This is a genomic window from Terribacillus saccharophilus (genome assembly GCF_046592595.1).
GTDB lineage: Bacteria > Bacillota > Bacilli > Bacillales > Amphibacillaceae > Terribacillus > Terribacillus saccharophilus_C.
Genome location: NZ_JAWVPF010000001.1, coordinates 339,924 through 358,507, shown reverse-complemented (window position 1 = coordinate 358,507; position 18,584 = coordinate 339,924). Strand labels below are relative to the sequence as shown.

Below are 18,584 nucleotides of genomic sequence, written 5' to 3'. Positions count from 1 at the left end.
GTTTGGTTAGCAAATGAACCCTCGCATTAGCGAGGGTTCATTCTTTAATTAACAAATAAATAAAATAAGGTGCACCAATCGCCGAAACAACCAATCCGATCGGAATCTCCGAGGGTGCCAGTATCGTTCGCGATAATGTGTCCGCTACAAGCATGATCAGCGCGCCGATCAGTGCGCAAATCGGAAGCAGATGCTTGTGGTTCGGTCCGACGATGCGTCTTGCCAAGTGCGGTGCGACCAGTCCGAGGAATGTAATTGCTCCTCCAACTGCTACGCAAGCTCCCGCCAGTGCAACAGCAAGGAGCAGCAGGATTGTGCGCTCTTTTTGCACCGGAGCCCCGACACCGACAGCGATTTGATCGCCTAGTGTCAAAACGTTTAATGCTTTTGCTTTATAAATTGCATATGGGACGAGCAGTATAATCCATGGTAAGAGTGCAAGGACATAATTCCAGCTCGTCTGCCAGATGCTGCCGTTCAGCCAGATTGTCGCCTGCGTGAAATCCTTCGGTTCCATCATAAGCTGGAAGACGATGATCAGACCGCCGAAGGCAGCGTTTATCCCAATACCGACAAGAATTAGACGGACTGGCGTAACACCTTTTTTCCAAGCCAATGCGTAAATAAGGCTTGCTGCGAGAAACGCCCCAGCGAATGCGAATAGTGGCATGATGAATACTTGCAGGCTGCCGGTAGCAGCCAGCTTATCCTGCAGGAAGAAGATATATAGGACGACAGCAAAACCTGCCCCTGCATTGATTCCTAAGATACCTGGGTCAGCAAGTCCATTCTGGGATACACCCTGCAGAATCGCACCTGCAATACCCATTCCGATACCTATCAATAGCGCAATTACCATACGCGGCAGACGGAAATCGAATAAGATTACATCAAATGATCCATCGCCCGTACCAAGCAACGTCTTTACAACATCTGCCGGTCCGATAGGGATTGTTCCTGTATTCAAGCTGATGAAAAATACAATGAGAATAGCAGCAATGATTCCAATTGCCACCAGGCTTGTCTTTTTCGCAGAGTGTATCATATGTTCTTACCCTCCCGGCGAGCTAGATAAATGAAGAATGGTACGCCGATCAAAGCTGTGAGGGCACCAACAGGTGTTTCAAAGGGTGGATTGATCATCCGGGATGCTATATCCGCAAAGTTAAGCAAAAGACCGCCCAATACAGCTGAACATGGAATGATCCAGCGATAATCTGGTCCAACGAGGAACCGCGTGATATGCGGAATGACCAATCCGACAAATCCGATGGTACCGCCGACTGAAACGGCAGCTCCTGTTAAAATCAGCACAACCAGCACCCCGGCTGCTTTCACCAGGCCGGTTTTCAAACCAAGTCCGGTCGCCACATCTTCTCCGAGACCAAGTGTCGTAACCGAACCGCTGATGAACAATGCCAGCACCAATCCGATAGCAGCAGCTGGGAATAACAGCTTCACTGTATCCCATTGCACATTCGCTACACCGCCCGCATACCAGAAGCTCAAGTCCCTCGCTACATCAAAATGGATTGCCATTGCATTAGAGAAGGCTCCAAGCAAAGCAGTGATAGCAGTTCCTGCCAATGCCAGCTTCACTGGTGTTAATCCGGTTCTTGCCAGCAGGCCGATTCCGAAAACAAGTCCAAGGCCAAGTCCTGCACCTAGGAATGAGAATAAAAGCAGGTTCACATTGGAGATACCAGGAAGGAAGACAAGCGCAATCGCAATCATGAAAGTCGCACCGGATGTTACGCCCATGATTTGCGGAGAAGCAAGTGGATTGCGAGTCATCCCTTGCATGATCGCTCCGGATGCAGCAAGCATTGCGCCGATCAGAACTGCCGCTACAGTACGAGGCATGCGAAGCCGATGAATGATTTGATGGGATGTATTTGCCGCATCGTAATGGAAAATACTATTCCAGACAGTGCCCAATGAGATATCCGCAACACCGAATACGATGGATAGTCCTATAGAAAGAATCAGCAGGGCGATACCTGCGATAAGTATGATTGTGCCAATTAGTCTGCGTGCTTGCATCGTTATCCCGCTTTCTGCACTCTATGTATACCAAATGAATGAAATGATGCTTGTAATTGATAATGAGAATTGTTATCATCTAATATGATAACATAAACCAAGAGGTGAGTCCCTTGTTCAAAAGAAAGAGTATGTTTTTACTGCTGGCAGTCTTCGCCAGTGTTGTATTCATTATAACAGGTTGCGGCAATAACGATTCAAGTGATAATGCTGAAAATAACTCCTCCGATCAAAAGAGCAGCGAAACACGTACAGTTACGGATGCAATGGGCCATGAAATAGAAATCCCTGCAAACCCTGAAAATGTACTTGCTTCCTATTTGGAGGACAACCTTGTAGCACTTGATATCACACCAGCAGCGCAATGGTCTGTAAATAATGGCGATCCACAAGGTTACTTACAAGATAGCTTGAAAGACGTGCCAACAATTGATTCCACACTTCCCTTTGAGGCGGTGGCAAGCTTTAAACCAGACTTGATCATCATGGATTCTGCTTCCATGGTAGAAGGCGATAAGTACGATCAGTACAATAAAATTGCCCCTACATATGTAATGGGCACAGAAGAAAACGGCGACTGGCGCAAAGAATTGCAAACAGTCGGAGAGATCTTCGGTAAAGAGGATGAAGCACAAAAGGTGCTTGATGATTATGATGCAAAAGCAGCAGATGCAAAAGAACAAATCCAAGGTGCAATTGGCGATGAATCCGCAGCTGCTATCTGGCTTGTTGGCGGACAGCTTTACATCGTAAGTGAGAACCTATCCAGCGGTGCGGTCCTTTACGGTGACCTAGGTCTTACAGTTCCAGAAGGCGTTAAGGAAATTTCCGAAGGTGCAACAGCAAACTGGAATCCAGTTTCTCTTGAGCAACTGGCTGAGATGGATGTTGACCACCTCTTCTTGGTCAATAGCGATGAAGGCGACGGATCTGAAATCCTGGATGATCCATTGCTTGCAAATGTACCAGCTATCAAAGACGGCAATGTCTATAAATATGATAAAGAAACAAGCTGGCTGTACACTGGCCCGATTGCGAACGAGCAAATCGTGGACGATGCAGTTGAGAGCTTAGTGAAGTAAGAGAAACTTCTTCCCTGTGAAAAATGGGGGAGAAGTTTTTTGTATTTGACAGATACTAGAAGTAGCTGTAATCTTGTAAAAAACATAAGTAATTCGCTGACGAGAACAAGTAGTCAAGACAGCTTATCTTTAGAGAGTCGACGGTTGGTGCAAGTCGATGATAAGGTCATGATGAAAAATCCTCTCCGAGAAGCAAGGCCGATATGTAGGCTTTGACGGTTTTCCACCGATACAAGGAACGCGTATGATAGTACGTAGTGTTTCCGACTCTAAAAACCCTACTTATGGTTTTTTTATTTTGGAATTTTTCGGTAGATCCCGGCGCTGTGTATGCAGTGCCGGTTTTTTTATTTTATCTAAAGGAGTGAAAGGGATGAAGAAAGCAGCTGTAAAAGAGCAGGATATACGGGAGTATTGGCAGGCGAATGATACTTTTCACGCTTCTGTTCGGAACAGGGAAGGAAAGAAGCCATACGTATTTTACGAAGGACCGCCAACTGCAAATGGTATGCCGCATGCAGGGCATGCTTTGGGAAGGACGATTAAAGACTTTATCGCCCGCTATAAAACGATGGACGGTTATCAGGTCAAGCGGAAGGCAGGATGGGATACACATGGTTTGCCAGTCGAGTTAGAAGTGGAGAAGCAGCTGAAGATAAGCGGTAAAGAGCAGATCGAGACATACGGTATAGAGCGTTTTATCGAGAAGTGTAAAGAAAGTGTATTCACGTACGAGCGGGAGTGGAAGCAGTTTACAGAAGCTCTCGGCTATTGGGTCGATATGGAGGATCCGTACATCACGCTGGATAATAGCTATATCGAATCGGTATGGTATATCTTATCGCACATCCATAGGGAAGGTTTATTGTATAAGGGCCACCGAGTAGTCCCGTATTGTCCGCATTGTGAAACATCTCTGAGCTCACATGAAGTAGCTCAAGGCTACAAAGATGTGTCAGATTTATCTGCAACGGCTAAGTTTTTAGTAAGAGGTACAACTGACGAATATCTGCTAGGCTGGACGACTACACCTTGGACGCTGCCCGCCAATGTTGCAATTGCAGTCCATCCGGAACTTACCTATGTAACAATCCGGCAGGGAAATGAGAAATACATCGTGGCAGAAGAATTGGCAAAGACCTTGTTCAAAGGCGATTTCGAAGTCCTAGCTTCCCGTAAAGGAAAGGACTTAGCCGGTTTCCGCTATGAAGCACCTTTCTCTTACGTAAAAATAAACAAAGGACACCAAGTAGTGTTAGCAGACTTTGTTACAGATCAAAATGGAACCGGTCTTGTGCACATTGCTCCGGCTTACGGTGAAGATGACTATCGCGTCGTGAAGGATAATGGTCTTGATTTTGTCCACATTGTGGATGGGAAAGGACGATATACAGAAGAAATCACACCGCTTGCTGACCGTTTCGTGAAGGATTGCGATGTGGACATCATCAAGCTGCTTGCAGAGCAAAACAGGCTGTTCCATAAAGAGAAATACACACATAGCTATCCGCATTGCTGGCGCTGCGATTCTCCGCTCCTGTATTACGCGATGGAGGGCTGGTTCATCCGGATGACTGATGTGAAGGAGAAAATGCAGGAGAATAACCAGCAGGTCGAGTGGCATCCAGGTCATATGCAGCAAGGGCGTTTCGGTAAATTCCTGGACAATATGGTTGACTGGAATATCGGCAGGAACCGGTATTGGGGCACGCCGTTAAATGTTTGGACCTGCAAATGCGGCAAAGAAAAAGCGCCTGGATCCATCGCAGAGCTGATGCAGGAAGCAATTGGTCCTGTCCCGGAAGATGTAGAACTGCATAAGCCATATATAGATCAAATCCAGCTTCGCTGCGAGTGCGGTGATGCTATGCAGCGTACGAGTGAAGTCATCGATGTCTGGTTCGACAGCGGTTCGATGCCATTTGCGCAGTACCATTATCCGTTTGGTGATAAAAAGCTGTTTGAAAGCCAGTATCCCGCTGATGTTGTCATCGAGGGAGTAGATCAGACAAGAGGTTGGTTTTACAGTCTTCTTGCCGTATCTACGTTGGTAACCGGAAAAACACCTTATAAACGGGTCTTGTCTCTTGGCCATATACTTGATGAAAATGGACAGAAGATGTCAAAAAGCAAAGGGAATGCGCTGAACCCAACGGAGCTGATGGAAACATACGGAGCAGATGCATTAAGGTGGGCGCTCCTTTCCGACAGCGCGCCTTGGAACAATAAGCGATTCTCCGAACGAACAGTTGCACAAGCCAAATCGAAGATGATTGACACATTTTCTAACGTATTCTCCTTCTATCAGTTATACCAGCAAATCGATCAATTTAATGGAGAAAGGGATAGTGGAGGAGTGCAGTCGACGCTGGATGAATGGATACTATCCCGCCTTCACAATGTTACGAAACAGGTGAACGATTACCTGGAACAGTATGATATAACAAATGCCGCAAGAGAATTAGGCGCCTTTTTGGATGAATTAAGCAATTGGTATGTAAGACGATCACGGCAGCGGTTCTGGAGCAGCGGCATGACCGAGGACAAACGTGCAGCCTTCAGCACACTTTACGAAGTATTGAAGAAAACAGCACAGCTGCTGGCACCATTTACACCGTATATCGCGGAAGATGTCTACTTACAGTTAACCGGAAGCAGTGTCCATTTAACGGATTATCCAAAGCCTGACAGCGGGGTAATCAATACACAGTTGGAGAAGGATATGAGGACTGTCCGGCAAGTAGTTGAATTAACTCGGGCAGCAAGGAATGCTGCAAGAATCAAAACAAAGCAGCCGCTTTCCACACTGTACGTTATGACGGAAGAAGAATCCGTCAACCTAGGTGCCTATTTAACGACTATCAAAGAAGAAACAAACGTAAAAGAAATCGTGCTGGAAGAGAAAGAAGGTTTATTTATCTATACGGCGAAGCTTGATTTCGCAGCGGCTGGACCGAAACTTGGCAAACGTGTAGGAGAAGTTAAAAAAGCTCTTTCACAGGTGAGTCAAGAGCAGCTTGGAGACTTATTGAAAACCGGTATGCTGATAATAACAGAGGATATCAAGCTGACAACGAAAGAAGTCTTGCTGGAAAAAGTACCTTCAGATCATCTTGAACTCTCCGAGGGAAGCGGTATTACTGTTCTTTTGGATACCAAGCTAACAGTGGAGTTAAAGGAAGAGGGGTTTGTCAGGGAAGTGATCCGGGAGGTACAGACTTACCGCAAGGAACTTGATTTACCTGTTGAGAAGCGGGTGAACCTATATATCGATGCGAGTTCCTCTGTCTTGGATATACTGAAAAATCATGAAGATATGCTTCATCAGAATCTTGTTCTTCAGAATATCTACTATGAAAAGCAAAAGGCAGCCAAAGCTGTCCAAGTAGAAGAAGAAAAGCTGCAGATTGGAATTGTATGAAGCAAAAGCAGGAGACTCACTCCTGCTTTTTTGCTGACCAACTATATTGCATTGCCAGAATAAGTGTACCGATCATTGTTGTAACGAGTAGAAATATACTCGGATATGCATAGAAGTATATATCCAAAGCTGTACAGATGGAAGCTGTCAGGAGAAAGAATTCGTATGCTGAAAACTTCTGTTCTCTAATGCTGGTCCAGCCGATCACATAAAGAGGAACAATGATTGATACCCACATATCGCTATGGGTAAATACAGTTCCAGAAATAGCTTTATACAATAGCCAGCTGTAAATCGGAAGTGTCACTACGAAACTGCAAACGGTGAAAAACAAAGGCATTTTCAAAAAGAAATCTCCTTGTATATAGGATTTCCTTTCATTTTACACGAATGATGTTAAGGCATGGTAAAAACAGGAGGTTCTTATAGATGGCTAAGATAGCAATAGTAACTGGAGTTTCGTATCCGCGCTCGATTGGTACGGCGGTATGCCGACGATTGGCAGCACAAGGGCTGGATATCTTTTTTACACATTGGCAGGCAGGTGAGACATGGCCCGATCAGTTTACAAACGAAATAAGGGAATATGGTGTCAGGTGCAAGGGAGTGGAAGCAGACCTAGAGCAGCCGGAGGCAGCTGAAACTATTATGGAGCAAGTACAGAAGCAACTCGGGGTACCGGTTATTTTGGTCAATTGCGCGGCTTTTTCCGAGAATGGCAACTATGAGGAACTTGATAGGGTCCAGCTTGACCGTCATTATGCTGTGAATATGAGGAGTGTCTTTTTGCTATGTACCGAGTTTGCGAAACTGTTTAAAAAACAGAAACCTGACAGCAGGGGGAGTATTATCAATCTCACTTCCGGTCAGAGCCAAGGGCCTATGCCCGATGAACTGGCATACATCGCTACAAAGGGTGCCATTACGGCATTCACTCAATCTCTCGCAGCTGACTTGGCGTCGCTTGGAATCAATGTCAATGCAGTCAATCCAGGTCCGACAGACAGTACATGGATGACAGACGATATAAGACAGCACCTGCTTCCTCAATTTCCAATGGGAAGAATCGGAGAGCCGGATGATGCAGCGAGACTTATCAGTTTCCTAGTCGGAGAAGATGGCTATTGGGTGACAGGGCAGGAGCTCCATTCAGAAGGCGGTTTTCTCCGCAAATGACATTTATGGAAAATAAATCTATTATTGGTTCGTGCTATCAGTTAAGATGAAGGGGAAGAAAGTATAAGGGGGAAACTGATTGCGCTATTTATATGAAGAAACTGTAAAAGAAACAGGGAAAGAGATGCCTGGATATCCTGCATTTGCGGGTTTGATGAAAAGCATGCAAGAGGAACTCCAAGAAAAATACGGTGAATTTTATGCTGTGTATAATACAGACGATGTTCATTTTGAATTATGGACAATCGTTGAAGAAGATATCCGGAAAGAAAATCCGGAGATTGAGCATGTCGCACAGCTTTTTGAACGGCTGGAAAGCTATACATTTGAATACGATGAAGAAGCACAAGTGCCGGTTTACAAGGTATACCGCGCGTTGAATAATCAGTTGTATGCATATCCTGATGCTGGTGTTGCTTTTGCAAGAATCCCATATTTCAGTGATGCCAGCATCGTGTATTTGCAATGTGTACTGGCTACAGGGAAAGAGAATATCACCTCCTTCCTGCAAACACTGCGGGATAGAGTCTGGAAGAAAAGCAGAGATGAAGTTCTCGTCTTTAAGGATAATGGCGATGGAGTCACACAGGAGCAGCAGCAAGTGACAAATACAGTGAAGCGCGAAGATGTCGTGCTGAATGAATCTATAAAAAAAGAGATTTATGGCATGCTGGATCAATTCTTTACAGAAGATCGATCCTTTTTCACCACCTATGACATTCCGTACCGCCGCGGCATCCTATTATACGGACCGCCAGGAAACGGTAAAACAACGCTTGTGAAGTCAATTGCCAATACTGTTGCGGCACCGGTTGCTTATTGGCAGATCACAGAATATACATCCAGTGAATCAATAGAAGAAGTATTCAGTTCAGCTACACGGCTGGCACCAATGGTTTTGGTCATTGAGGACATTGATTCAATGCCGGATGAAGTGCGTTCTTACTTCCTAAATACATTGGATGGGGCAACGTCCAAGGAAGGTATCTTCTTAATTGGTACAACCAACTATCCAGAAGAAATCGATCCTGGCTTGATCAACCGTGCAGGACGATTCGATAGAGGCTATGAAATCACTTTGCCAGATGCATCCTTGAGAAGCCAGTACGTAGAAAAAGTTGGCTTCCTCAACCTATTGAATCAAGAAGAAGTGGATAAAGTGGTAGATAAAACCGAAGGATTCTCGTTTGCGCAGCTCAAGGAGCTCTTTGTTTTTCTTGCAGCAGCCAAACATCAAGGAGATGAGGTTTCCGCTAAAGACATCATCAAGAATATGAAGCGGGAATACAAGAAAAGCAAGACCGGTAAGTGGTGGGAAGAACAGCAGGATGAACTAGGGTTTCGCTGACAACTAGGAAGAGAATTTTTTTTTTAATCAAAAACAATAAAGAGTCAACGTGCATCTTATCAAGAAGTTATTAACCGGAGTTCTTCGGTTAATAACTTAGTTGATAATCGGTGATGTCATTTCAGTCCTTCTATTTCATTTTTTCTTTTTTTGCCTAATTTCCAAAAAACAACTCCGCCGGCCGCAGCAACTAATAATGCCAACATCCCGTATTTATAATAATCGAGATAGTCTTCCATCTTATTCCATGAAGCTCCGACCCACACCCCTAGCATCACGACTATCGTATTCCAAATCAATGTTCCGATAGCAGAAAAAAGTAAAAACATTCCAAAAGGCATTTTGGCCATACCAGCAGGAATAGAAATTAAGCTTCGGACGAGAGGAATAAAACGGCAGAGGAACACCGCCCATATGTCATACTTCTCGAACCATGCTGCAGCTTGCTGCAGATGAGCCGGATTGAGCCGTAACCATTTGCGTCGCTTTTCTATCCAATTCGAAAGCTTGTCTATATGAAATAGCGTACCGATCCAATACAAAATTGAAGTGCCAACCATCGCGCCAAATGTAGCAGCCAGTATGACAAAGATTGGATTTAGACTGGCAGTAGCCGCAAGAAAGCCCCCGAACAATAAAGTGACTTCCGAAGGCAGCGGCGGAATCACAATCTCTATCATCATTAAGAGTGCTATGGCAGGATAACCATAGGTAGCCATCAAATCATTCATCCATGCTTCCACTTAAGTATCTCCTTTAGCTATTTATTACTGTGCACCATAGCAGTATGGACAACTAGCGTATCGTCCAGATAACCGAATGGAAATATATAATCGGGCAGCACATCTATAGGATTGATAAAGTAAAGTAAAGCCGCACCAAAAAGGATTAATTCCCTTTTTGTTCCTATACCGGATTGAAATTTATAAAACATGTGCTTTAGATCGCTTACCAATTTACCTGAACTGCCAACTGATTCAATCTTTTCATTAAATTTATCGTCAATTATTTGTTTTCCGCCATCAGTAAGTGAAATCTCCTCATAAGCAGCCAATTGATTCAGCATTCTTTCTTTTGTGAAAGAAGGGTCAGCCTGCTTGCAAAGTGCTTCCAAATGATATTCCGTCTGCAAAGTTTTAGTTTGGTCTAGAAAACCGGCGGTGCGCATCAGATCCTCATGTGAAACGCCCAGTACTTCACTAAACTTTTTAAGATGATTAACAGTCACTTTGCGTTTACCGTTTAGTATCTTGGATATGATAGCAGTATCAATCGCGGTGCGTCGACTTAATTCCCGGATGGAGAGATTTTTTTCCTTGATTAAGGAACGTAGAAGATTCTCTATATTGGAATTATCTTTGTTAATGTCCATAACGAAGACATCTCCTCTTTTTTGATATTATTTTCTAACCGTACAAGGATGTTGACAATTTGTCAATAGATGAGGTAGAAAGGAATAAGAAAGAGGGAAAGAAGGAAGAAAAAATGCAAATGAAGCATGACCATATTATCATATTACTATTATGTGCTGTGTCCGGAGTGATTGATGTATTAGGTTATATTGGTTTATCGCATGTGTTCACTGCAAACATGACAGGGAACATCGTGCTGCTGGGTATTGGTATTGGAGATGCCAGGCAAGTTGTTTTAAGTAATGCTGCTTTAGCATTAGTAGGTTTTGTCATAGGAATTGCAGCTACTGTATTTATTCAAAGAAAGCAAGGTACGTCAGGTAGTATTCTAACTTGGGAATTTATTTTGATATTATTTTCTGCGATAATAATCCTGCTATTGCCGGTCAATGAAGTATTATCATCAATTATCCTTTTATTTCTAAGTATAGCTATGGGGATGCAAACTATAGCAGGCAGGAATCTCAAAGTTGCTGGCCTTTCCTCAACAGTACTAACAAGTACACTTGCAGCCTTCATTGAAGGAATTATGGGATCGATGCAAAAGAATGCCCAAAAGCTTTCACTTGATACATACCTTAGAGGTGGTGCTATTCTCTTGTACTTAATAGGTGCCGCGGCAGGCAGTTTAAGTGAAAGGTTCATGGGATTGAATACTATTTGGATAGGTGTGGTGTTGTTAGCGGTTGTACTTCTGCTTCAAAGGAAAAACAACAGGGCACGATAAAGAAGAAGATCCAAACGGATCTTCTTCTTCATTTGCTAATAACATCATGTATAGCAGTGATTTCATCTTCTGGCACTATCAAATAGTAAATACCATCGATTTTTGTGCCCTCACCTCTCATTTCGTGCTCTTGAACAGAATGACGGACATTACGGTAATCTGTTAGCAAGTGCCGCATGGAAGCAAGATTTATATTTGTCTGCACGTTTTTACCCAATACATCAAGTAAGTCGTCAATTCTGCCGACAGATTTGATGTTAGCACCTTCATTGATTACTGCTTCAATTACTTGACGCTGTCGGGCGTTCCTTCCAAAATCTCCGTCAGGATCTAAGTGACGCATCCTTGCATAGCCCAAAGCTTGCTGGCCATCCAAACTGATTTGCCCTTTTTTATAATGATAGTCTTTTTTATAAAAGCCTTCATCATACCAATCTAGATCATTTTCTACTGTCACGCCGCCAACAGCATCGACAAGGTCGGCTAGACCTTGCATATTGATCTCCACAAAATAATCGATATCAACGCCCAAGAGATTCTCTACTGTTTCTAAAGACATATCAACACCGCCAAAAGCATAGGCGTGGTTGATTTTATCCACTGTGTTGTGTCCGATAATTTCCGTTCGGGTATCTCGTGGAATACTTACCAAGTCCATAGATTCAGTGGCTGGATCTAATGACATAAGCAACATAGCATCCGAACGCCCGGAGTCAAATTCCCTTTCATCGATACCAAGCAAAAGAACATTAACTCGCTCTTTGTTCTTGATTTTCTCAGATGTCACACCCTCATCAATCGCTTTCGTTTCCTTCTGGATACCGTCAACTGTCTGTTTTACATCTCTTGCGGTAAGAAGGAGGAAGGATCCGACTCCAATCACGAGGACAAGAAGAATAAGTATGATATACCTGCCTATTCGTCGCTTACGCTTACGACTTGTTTTACGTTGTCTTTCCATTTTCGTACTACCCCCCATACCATTCCAAGGTACGCTGTTGTTGACGATTTGTCAACAACAGCGTATAAAATATCCTGTTAGAGAGATACTAATTTTATCTTACTAACGACTCCTTTTACTTCCAGCAACAGACCTGCCCCCGATAAGATGTGGAAGGGAGGAATGTCTGCCATGAAGGAATGTCCAACCAATCCAAAACAGCCAAAAGATAATCTGGCTCTTCTGCTCGCACTCTTCACTGTCATCCCTACAGCATGCAACCAGCTACTTGATGCTGCACATAAACTCATCCAATTATTCTCCTAAGGAAAAACCGCAGGGTAAGTGCTCTGCGGTTTAATTTTTATACATAAATTTACATTTAGTACTGTGTTATTGTTACAATTGGAAAAAAGGGGTGATTCTATGAAAGTCATCTTATTATTCGGACCACAAGCTGTCGGGAAGATGACAGTTGGACAAGAATTGGAGAAACGAATTGGGTATCGATTGCTGCACAATCACATGACCATTGATTTGTTAGTACCTTTCTTCGGTTTTAGTGAGGAAATGTGGCGCCTATCGACTCTTTTCAGAGAAGAAATATTCCAATCGGTTGCTAAAACAAATCTTCCAGGTTTCATATTTACTTTTGTATGGGATTTCTCCAGTCATGAGGATTGGGAAACGGTTGATAGAATGTGTGCGGTTTTTAAAAAGGAACAAATACCAGTCTATTTCGTTGAGCTGCAAGCTGGTGTCGATACCAGATTGAAACGGAATGTAACAGAGAACCGTTTGGAGCATAAGCCGACTAAACGGAATATTGCTTTTTCGGAAGCAGATCTCCTCCGTACAATGGAAACTGGCCGTCTCCAGTCGAGGGAAGGAGAAATCAAAGAAACAGATTATTTACGACTTCAAACCGATGAACTATTAGCCTCGGAAACAGCGGAGCAGATCATCCAGCATTTTGGTTTGGAGGATCAATAATGAGCATTGGGCATAAATTTGGTGCGGGATTTTTGCTCGTCAGTATGTTTTCTTTATGTATGGGATTTTATTTCAGTGACTTCTTCGGTATCGGAACTACTAATCAGCTAGGGGATATATGGATGTCCGGAGCGTTTGTCTTTGCGCTCTATATGAGTCCTTTTATTTTTATCTACGGCATTTTCATTTCCTGGCTGATCAGCAGAAAAGTGACGCCAGCTGATTCAGGAAAGAGAGGGCTTTATATCGCGCTGCATGGTTTGGGAGGACTGCCATTTGCAGTATGGAGTCTGTCTTCACAAAGCTCTGCGGCGTTTCTTTTTACTGCTGGATTAGGTGCGTTTTTGGCGATGATGTTCGCTTTGATGGAACTGGGTCTGGGGTATATAACAAAGAAAGGTCGTATCGGGTGGCTTGTGTTGTATGTACCTTTTCTAGCTTATCTGACTGTCTACATTATTGGTCAGGTACAATCGGTACCGCCACCCATTGAGGAGGCAGAATATGATGAACCGGGTTATTCTGCCAAAGAAGCAGTAGAATTCGTTACACAGCGTCATGGTCAGGAAGAAAACGGAGGATTCCCGGCAGAAACAGGAAAAGTAGAGCAATGGGAGCTGTTCGGTGAGCATTTTACAAGGGAAACGATTATTGAAAACGTTCCGGGGGAAAAGGAAACCTATTATGTGACACTGATGGAAAAGAATTTAGATCGACAGGAAGTCTATAAGACGACCTACCTGACGAAGGAAAATGACATGATGCTTCATGATAGAATAAGTGAACAACTAGAGGAGGGATAGAATGGACGACAAGGCAATCATTCTTTTTGATGGTGTATGCAACTTATGTAATAACAGTGTCCAATTTATCATCAAACATGACAAGGATGCTTATTTTAAATTCGCTTCCCTCCAAAGTGATTATGGCGGACAGTTGAAAGAGGCTAAGCAAATACCAGATCATGTAGATAGCATCATACTTGTGGAGAATGGAAAGGTGTATATGCAATCCAGTGCAATTTTGCGTATTGCACGTCATCTGAATGGAATTTGGAAGTTGGCAGCTGCTGCGCTGATTATACCGCGGCCGCTTCGGGATTTAGCTTACCGGTACGTAGCTAAAAATCGTTATCGATGGTTCGGCAGACAAGATCAATGTATGCTGCCATCACCCGAATTAAAAGAGCGATTTTTGTGAGAATAAAGATTTTATGAAGATTGAGCGGAGCTCCTATACAAATTGCCTGATGAAAGGTATCATACTAGCAGTAGCCAAGAACGGCAAATATTGCATAGAAAAGAGCTAGCTAATGAGAATAACGATCCTGGCCGCAATCGTACTGTGCTTGATTGGCGCAGGTATTTATTCGATTGCATCGAACAACAAGAAGGAAGTGGAAGCAGTAACCGCTTCGAAACAGCTTTTTGTCGCCACTGATGGAGACGATGACAATGAAGGAACGAAAGAAAAACCTCTTCGTACGATACAGGCAGCAGTGGATCAAGCCACTGCAGGTACGACCGTTTATATCCGCAGCGGCACCTATACAGATGGATTTGATGTAACGCATAGCGGAACGAAAGAGGCACCAGTTATCATTCGCAACTTTGAAGATGAACAAGTCATCATTAGCGGCAAAGAAAAGGTAATGAAAGAAGATGCAGCGCTTGTGAATGCGGACGGCAAGCAATATATCACAATCCAAGGTCTGACGATTCAGGATTTGAATGCAGATTCTCCAGACTTTGCGGTGATGGGGATTTTCGTGACCGGCAATAGCTCTCATATAAATATCATTCAAAATCATATTCATCATATAGGCAACATATCGGATGAAGGCAATGCCCACGGAATTGCTGTATATGGAACCGGCAAAATGGAGCAGATCCGAGTGATGGATAATATTGTGGAAGATCTGACTCTTGGCCTTAGTGAAGCGGTTGTGCTGAACGGTAATATCGATGGATTTGCTGTGACAGGCAATACTGTCCGCAATAATAACAATATCGGGATTGATTTGATCGGTTATGAGGGTACATCGGAAGACCCTGATTCAGATTATGTACGGAACGGAACGGTCCGGGGCAACGTGGTGCATGATAATTCTTCCTATGGAAATCCAGCATATGGCGAGGATTATTCTGCAGGCGGCATTTATGTCGATGGTGCTAAAAATATAAAAATCAAAAGGAATACAGTTTTCCGAAATGATTTAGGTATTGAAGCGACTTCCGAGCACAAAGGACAGTACGCAGATAATATCGAGATTACTGAAAATGCAGTATATGAAAATAACTATACTGGCATTTCTATTGGCGGCTATGACGAAGAGCGGGGCGGAACCAAAAATTCGTCCATCACTTATAACGTGCTCTTCCGGAATGACACAAAAGACCTTTCAGGAGGTCAGCTGCTTCTGCAGCATGATATCAGCGGCAATGATATCTCGCACAACGTATTTTCAGCCAGCAAGACAGGATTATTCATCGCAAATGACTTCCAGACAAACACAAACACTACGATGGATAGAAATGTCTACGATAAAAAGAAAGAAAACAGCTGGGTTTGGAAACAGCAGGAATATAACGACTTTGAGGAATATAAAGAAGCGGCCGGACAAGAAGAAGATTCTGCTTATATAGAAGTGGATTACATGGATGTCTCAAGTAAGGATTTCACCTTAAAAGAAGGCACGACTGCGCAAGCAGTAATAGACTGAAGAAAAACCTGCATGCTAATCATGCAGGTTTTTTCGTTTTCGTATGTAGGTTGTGAAATGATGATGAATCTTCCTTTTAGATAGTAGGATTATAGCTCTGCGTAAATATTCTCGAATTTTTGTAGCGTTTTTGTAAACGAATACAATAACGACAGAATATTTGCTATGCTTTATCTATTAAAACAAGGGAGGAATCTGCTCGTGAATAGAGCGATGGATTGGAAGTTCTTCGTATTGGCTGTTTTGCTTATTCCTTTTACTGTATTTGGCTATGCAGTGCAAAGTCAGGCCGAAACTGCATCTGACCCTGCACCAGAATTACAGCCTAAGGGGGAGGCGAACGGAAAAAAGGTCTTATTTGATAATACACATGGACAAACAGCAGGAGCTGCAGACTGGGTTATTGATGGTGCTTTTTCTGATTTTGGTGATGCATTAGCAGAAGAAGGTTATTACGTAAAGGAGTTACGAAAAACCTCGGCTATAACGTATGAGGATCTAAGTGCTTATGATGTTTTCGTCATTCCGGAACCTAACATTCCATTCAAGACATCAGAGCAGGATGCAATGCTGCGCTACACGCAAGAAGGCGGCAGTATCTTCTTCATTGGTGACCATTATAACGCTGATCGCAACTATAACCGTTGGGATTCTGGTGAAATCTTCAATGGTTATCGTCGTGGTGCGTTCGATGAGCCAACCAAAGGTATGTCAGCTGAAGAAGCAAACTCCGAACGTATGCAGGGTGTGGAGAGCTCCGACTGGCTTGGTGATAACTTCGGTATTCGCTTCCGCTTCAATGCTGTAGGTGATATCGAATCTGGACAGACTGTGGTCGAACCATCTGATTCTTTTGGAATTACAGAAGGTATCGAGGTCGTTGAATCCCATGCAGGGGCTACATTGACAATTCTCGACCCGGCGAAATCCAAAGGCTTGATTTATTTCCCGGAAAATATTCCAGCTTGGCCGAATGCTGTCGACCAGGGAGTGTATGCTGGGGGTGGAATAGATGAAGGAGCTTTTGCGGCGATTTCCAAAGTTGAGCAAGGTAAAGCTGCATTCATCGGCGATTCCTCACCTGTGGAAGATGCCACACCTAAATATCTGCGTGAGGACAGCGGTCGAACAAAGCGTACGTATGACGGCTTTACAGGAGAAGGCAATAACGGTCAGTATCTGCTTAATGTTATGGATTGGTTGAGTGAAAGGGAAAGCTATTCAAGCTTTGAGGAAACATCTATATCTTTGAGTGAGCCGACTCCTCTTCTAGAAACAGATACAATCAATGAAAATCCGGAACTAACTACTGAAACGGAAGCAGAGCCTTGGTCGAATCCGCCAGCTGGATATCGCTGGTATGATCCGAACACGTTTGCAGCAGGTGCTTACGGATCTGATGAAGTAGCCTCAAATCCAACGTATGATATTGTGACACCTGCTACACTGCCGACACAGCAGGAGTTTACTGTACGTGTTGTCGTAGAGGATCTACAGCCTGGAGAAACACTGACAGGTTTGCAGCTGGGCAGCTATTTGCCAGGCGGGCAGCAAATCGGAAAATTCAATACAACTGGATCTTGGCCGAGCAGCTATGGATATAGCAGCAGCTTCTCTGTGACAGCAGATGCGACAGGACGAGCTGTAGCAGATATCCCTGCACAATTAAATCCGTCGACTGCGGATGGTACAGCAAGCCTGCGACTTCGCAAGGATGGCAGCAATCTGCTGACGAAATCGGTGCAGGTTGGAAACGTGGAAACAGAACCATTACCGGAAGACGAAGTTGAGCTTCCGCAGCAAGTAGCTATTGAGGAAGCGCGTAACGTCCAGGATGGAGAAGTTGTCACTATAGAGGGGATTGTAACATCTACCCCTGGCAGCTTTGGTGGAAAAGGTTTCTACGTACAAGACGACACTGCCGGTATTTATGTTTTTCAAGACAGTGACAGTTTCAAAACTGGAGACCTAGTCCAAATCAGTGCTGTAAAAACTACTTATAACGGAGAAGTGGAAGTAACTGATGTCATCAAGTCCGAAGTTATAGGACAAGCAGAGTTACCTGAACCTAAGTCTGTTTCTGTAATTGATGACACAAACCAAGGACAGCTTGTTAAGCTTAGTGAAGTAACAATCCGAAATATCGGAGCAGTCGGCACATATGGTACGTTTGAGTTTGATGCAGAAAGTACTGATGGGAACGTAACACGTGTGCGAGTCGATAATCGAATTGGATTGAATTATGAAGATTTCACTTCACAGTTCCAAGAAGGGGATAAAGTTGATATCGAAGGCATTGCATCTATCTTCAATGACACGTATCAGCTAAAACCTGTTGCAACGGATAATATCGTCAAGTCGGCACAAGCTGAAGAGCCAGTTCCGTGTAAGACTGACAACGGAAAGCATAAGGGTGCGGATAAAGGTAAAGGGAAAGGCAAAGGTCACGATAAAAGCTGGAAATGTGCCGCATAAATACCAAAAGAAGCAGGAGTATAACAATTCCTGCTTCTTTTTTTGTGCTACTTCTTTCACCGTAACTTGCTTTCTTGCTATCGTTTTATAACCAAAGTACTGCCAAAACCATGTACATCTACCCGTTTTAAAATTGGATCAGCCCTTTAAATAGACTTACTTCCTAACTTCTCCGTATCTTGTTTATACGAAGAGTAACCGGGAATACATTTATCAAGCGCGGCCGCGCAAACGCAGACGTTAAC

General features: G+C 43.7%; 17 protein-coding genes. 11 read left to right on the top strand and 6 right to left on the bottom strand.

Going from position 1 to position 18,584, the window contains the following annotated elements; genetic code table 11:
• Positions 1–37 precede the first annotated feature (37 nt).
• Together SFC25_RS01730 and SFC25_RS01725 are read right to left on the bottom strand one after the other, a co-directional pair.
• Positions 38–1,045, bottom strand: coding sequence for a FecCD family ABC transporter permease (locus tag SFC25_RS01730; protein ID WP_411213621.1), 1,008 nt, complete (start codon positions 1,043–1,045; stop codon positions 38–40).
• Entirely contained in the window at positions 1,042–2,043 is a 1,002-nt protein-coding gene (locus tag SFC25_RS01725; protein WP_411213620.1) for a FecCD family ABC transporter permease, read from the bottom strand. The genes SFC25_RS01730 and SFC25_RS01725 overlap by 4 nt, the downstream gene beginning before the upstream one ends.
• A 113-nt stretch (positions 2,044–2,156) precedes the next feature.
• Here SFC25_RS01725 and SFC25_RS01720 point away from each other — a divergent pair, with 113 nt between their 5' ends.
• Both SFC25_RS01720 and ileS read left to right on the top strand, forming a co-directional pair.
• The gene (locus SFC25_RS01720; RefSeq protein WP_411213619.1) at positions 2,157–3,125 is read left to right on the top strand and encodes an ABC transporter substrate-binding protein; all 969 of its coding nucleotides are present in this window, start codon (positions 2,157–2,159) and stop codon (positions 3,123–3,125) included.
• Positions 3,126–3,498: 373 nt separating this feature from the next.
• Positions 3,499–6,546, top strand: a complete 3,048-nt coding sequence (gene ileS / locus SFC25_RS01715; RefSeq protein WP_411213618.1) for an isoleucine--tRNA ligase — start codon at positions 3,499–3,501, stop codon at positions 6,544–6,546.
• A gap of 16 nt (positions 6,547–6,562) precedes the next feature.
• Here ileS and SFC25_RS01710 read toward each other — a convergent pair whose 3' ends face one another.
• Positions 6,563–6,892, bottom strand: coding sequence for a hypothetical protein (locus SFC25_RS01710; RefSeq protein ID WP_411213617.1), 330 nt, complete (start codon positions 6,890–6,892; stop codon positions 6,563–6,565).
• Positions 6,893–6,975: 83 nt separating this feature from the next.
• Between SFC25_RS01710 and SFC25_RS01705 the strand changes: the two genes are divergently transcribed.
• Entirely contained in the window at positions 6,976–7,722 is a 747-nt protein-coding gene (locus SFC25_RS01705) for an SDR family oxidoreductase (protein WP_411213616.1), read from the top strand.
• A gap of 124 nt (positions 7,723–7,846) precedes the next feature.
• Complete coding sequence (locus tag SFC25_RS01700; RefSeq protein ID WP_411213765.1) at positions 7,847–9,070, top strand: ATP-binding protein; 1,224 nt, start codon at positions 7,847–7,849, stop codon at positions 9,068–9,070.
• 116 nt (positions 9,071–9,186) lie between these two features.
• On the opposite strand, the gene SFC25_RS01695 is transcribed toward SFC25_RS01700, so the two are convergent.
• Positions 9,187–9,813, bottom strand: coding sequence for a DedA family protein (locus SFC25_RS01695; RefSeq protein ID WP_411213615.1), 627 nt, complete (start codon positions 9,811–9,813; stop codon positions 9,187–9,189).
• Between the two features lie 17 nt (positions 9,814–9,830).
• A complete protein-coding gene (locus SFC25_RS01690; protein WP_411213614.1) occupies positions 9,831–10,442 on the bottom strand; it encodes a DUF1232 domain-containing protein in 612 nt (203 codons plus the stop codon).
• Positions 10,443–10,501: 59 nt separating this feature from the next.
• Here SFC25_RS01690 and SFC25_RS01685 point away from each other — a divergent pair, with 59 nt between their 5' ends.
• Positions 10,502–11,209 (top strand): YoaK family protein, encoded by a 708-nt coding sequence (locus SFC25_RS01685; protein ID WP_411213613.1) that lies wholly within the window; start codon positions 10,502–10,504, stop codon positions 11,207–11,209.
• A gap of 28 nt (positions 11,210–11,237) precedes the next feature.
• On the opposite strand, the gene SFC25_RS01680 is transcribed toward SFC25_RS01685, so the two are convergent.
• Positions 11,238–12,170 (bottom strand): LCP family glycopolymer transferase, encoded by a 933-nt coding sequence (locus tag SFC25_RS01680; RefSeq protein ID WP_411213612.1) that lies wholly within the window; start codon positions 12,168–12,170, stop codon positions 11,238–11,240.
• A gap of 171 nt (positions 12,171–12,341) precedes the next feature.
• Between SFC25_RS01680 and SFC25_RS01675 the strand changes: the two genes are divergently transcribed.
• The 6 genes from SFC25_RS01675 to SFC25_RS01650 all read left to right on the top strand — a co-directional run bounded on the left by SFC25_RS01675 (position 12,342) and on the right by SFC25_RS01650 (position 18,339).
• Positions 12,342–12,476: a hypothetical protein gene (locus SFC25_RS01675; RefSeq protein WP_411213611.1), complete on the top strand. Its 135-nt coding sequence runs from the start codon at positions 12,342–12,344 to the stop codon at positions 12,474–12,476.
• A 99-nt stretch (positions 12,477–12,575) separates the two neighbouring features.
• Entirely contained in the window at positions 12,576–13,142 is a 567-nt protein-coding gene (locus SFC25_RS01670) for a DEAD/DEAH box helicase family protein (RefSeq protein ID WP_411213610.1), read from the top strand.
• Positions 13,142–13,945 (top strand): hypothetical protein, encoded by an 804-nt coding sequence (locus SFC25_RS01665; RefSeq protein WP_411213609.1) that lies wholly within the window; start codon positions 13,142–13,144, stop codon positions 13,943–13,945. The genes SFC25_RS01670 and SFC25_RS01665 overlap by 1 nt, the downstream gene beginning before the upstream one ends.
• A gap of 1 nt (position 13,946) precedes the next feature.
• Positions 13,947–14,342, top strand: coding sequence for a thiol-disulfide oxidoreductase DCC family protein (locus SFC25_RS01660; RefSeq protein ID WP_411213608.1), 396 nt, complete (start codon positions 13,947–13,949; stop codon positions 14,340–14,342).
• A 112-nt stretch (positions 14,343–14,454) separates the two neighbouring features.
• Positions 14,455–15,864 carry a right-handed parallel beta-helix repeat-containing protein gene (locus tag SFC25_RS01655; RefSeq protein ID WP_411213607.1) on the top strand — a complete coding sequence of 470 codons (1,410 nt, stop codon included), beginning with the start codon at positions 14,455–14,457 and terminating at the stop codon, positions 15,862–15,864.
• Positions 15,865–16,077: 213 nt separating this feature from the next.
• Complete coding sequence (locus tag SFC25_RS01650; RefSeq protein WP_486389259.1) at positions 16,078–18,339, top strand: endonuclease; 2,262 nt, start codon at positions 16,078–16,080, stop codon at positions 18,337–18,339.
• Positions 18,340–18,584 lie beyond the last annotated feature (245 nt).

Bases quoted from the DNA above. Each gene is read 5' to 3' on its own strand.
- SFC25_RS01730 (WP_411213621.1), bottom strand. From the start codon at position 1,045: ATGATACACTCTGCGAAAAAGACAAGCCTGGTGGCAATTGGAATCATT.
- SFC25_RS01725 (WP_411213620.1), bottom strand. From the start codon at position 2,043: ATGCAAGCACGCAGACTAATTGGCACAATCATACTTATCGCAGGTATC.
- ileS (WP_411213618.1), top strand. From the start codon at position 3,499: ATGAAGAAAGCAGCTGTAAAAGAGCAGGATATACGGGAGTATTGGCAG.
- SFC25_RS01705 (WP_411213616.1), top strand. From the start codon at position 6,976: ATGGCTAAGATAGCAATAGTAACTGGAGTTTCGTATCCGCGCTCGATT.
- SFC25_RS01700 (WP_411213765.1), top strand. From the start codon at position 7,847: ATGCCTGGATATCCTGCATTTGCGGGTTTGATGAAAAGCATGCAAGAG.
- SFC25_RS01690 (WP_411213614.1), bottom strand. From the start codon at position 10,442: ATGGACATTAACAAAGATAATTCCAATATAGAGAATCTTCTACGTTCC.
- SFC25_RS01680 (WP_411213612.1), bottom strand. From the start codon at position 12,170: ATGGAAAGACAACGTAAAACAAGTCGTAAGCGTAAGCGACGAATAGGC.
- SFC25_RS01675 (WP_411213611.1), top strand. From the start codon at position 12,342: ATGAAGGAATGTCCAACCAATCCAAAACAGCCAAAAGATAATCTGGCT.
- SFC25_RS01670 (WP_411213610.1), top strand. From the start codon at position 12,576: ATGAAAGTCATCTTATTATTCGGACCACAAGCTGTCGGGAAGATGACA.
- SFC25_RS01665 (WP_411213609.1), top strand. From the start codon at position 13,142: ATGAGCATTGGGCATAAATTTGGTGCGGGATTTTTGCTCGTCAGTATG.
- SFC25_RS01660 (WP_411213608.1), top strand. From the start codon at position 13,947: ATGGACGACAAGGCAATCATTCTTTTTGATGGTGTATGCAACTTATGT.
- SFC25_RS01655 (WP_411213607.1), top strand. From the start codon at position 14,455: ATGAGAATAACGATCCTGGCCGCAATCGTACTGTGCTTGATTGGCGCA.
- SFC25_RS01650 (WP_486389259.1), top strand. From the start codon at position 16,078: ATGGATTGGAAGTTCTTCGTATTGGCTGTTTTGCTTATTCCTTTTACT.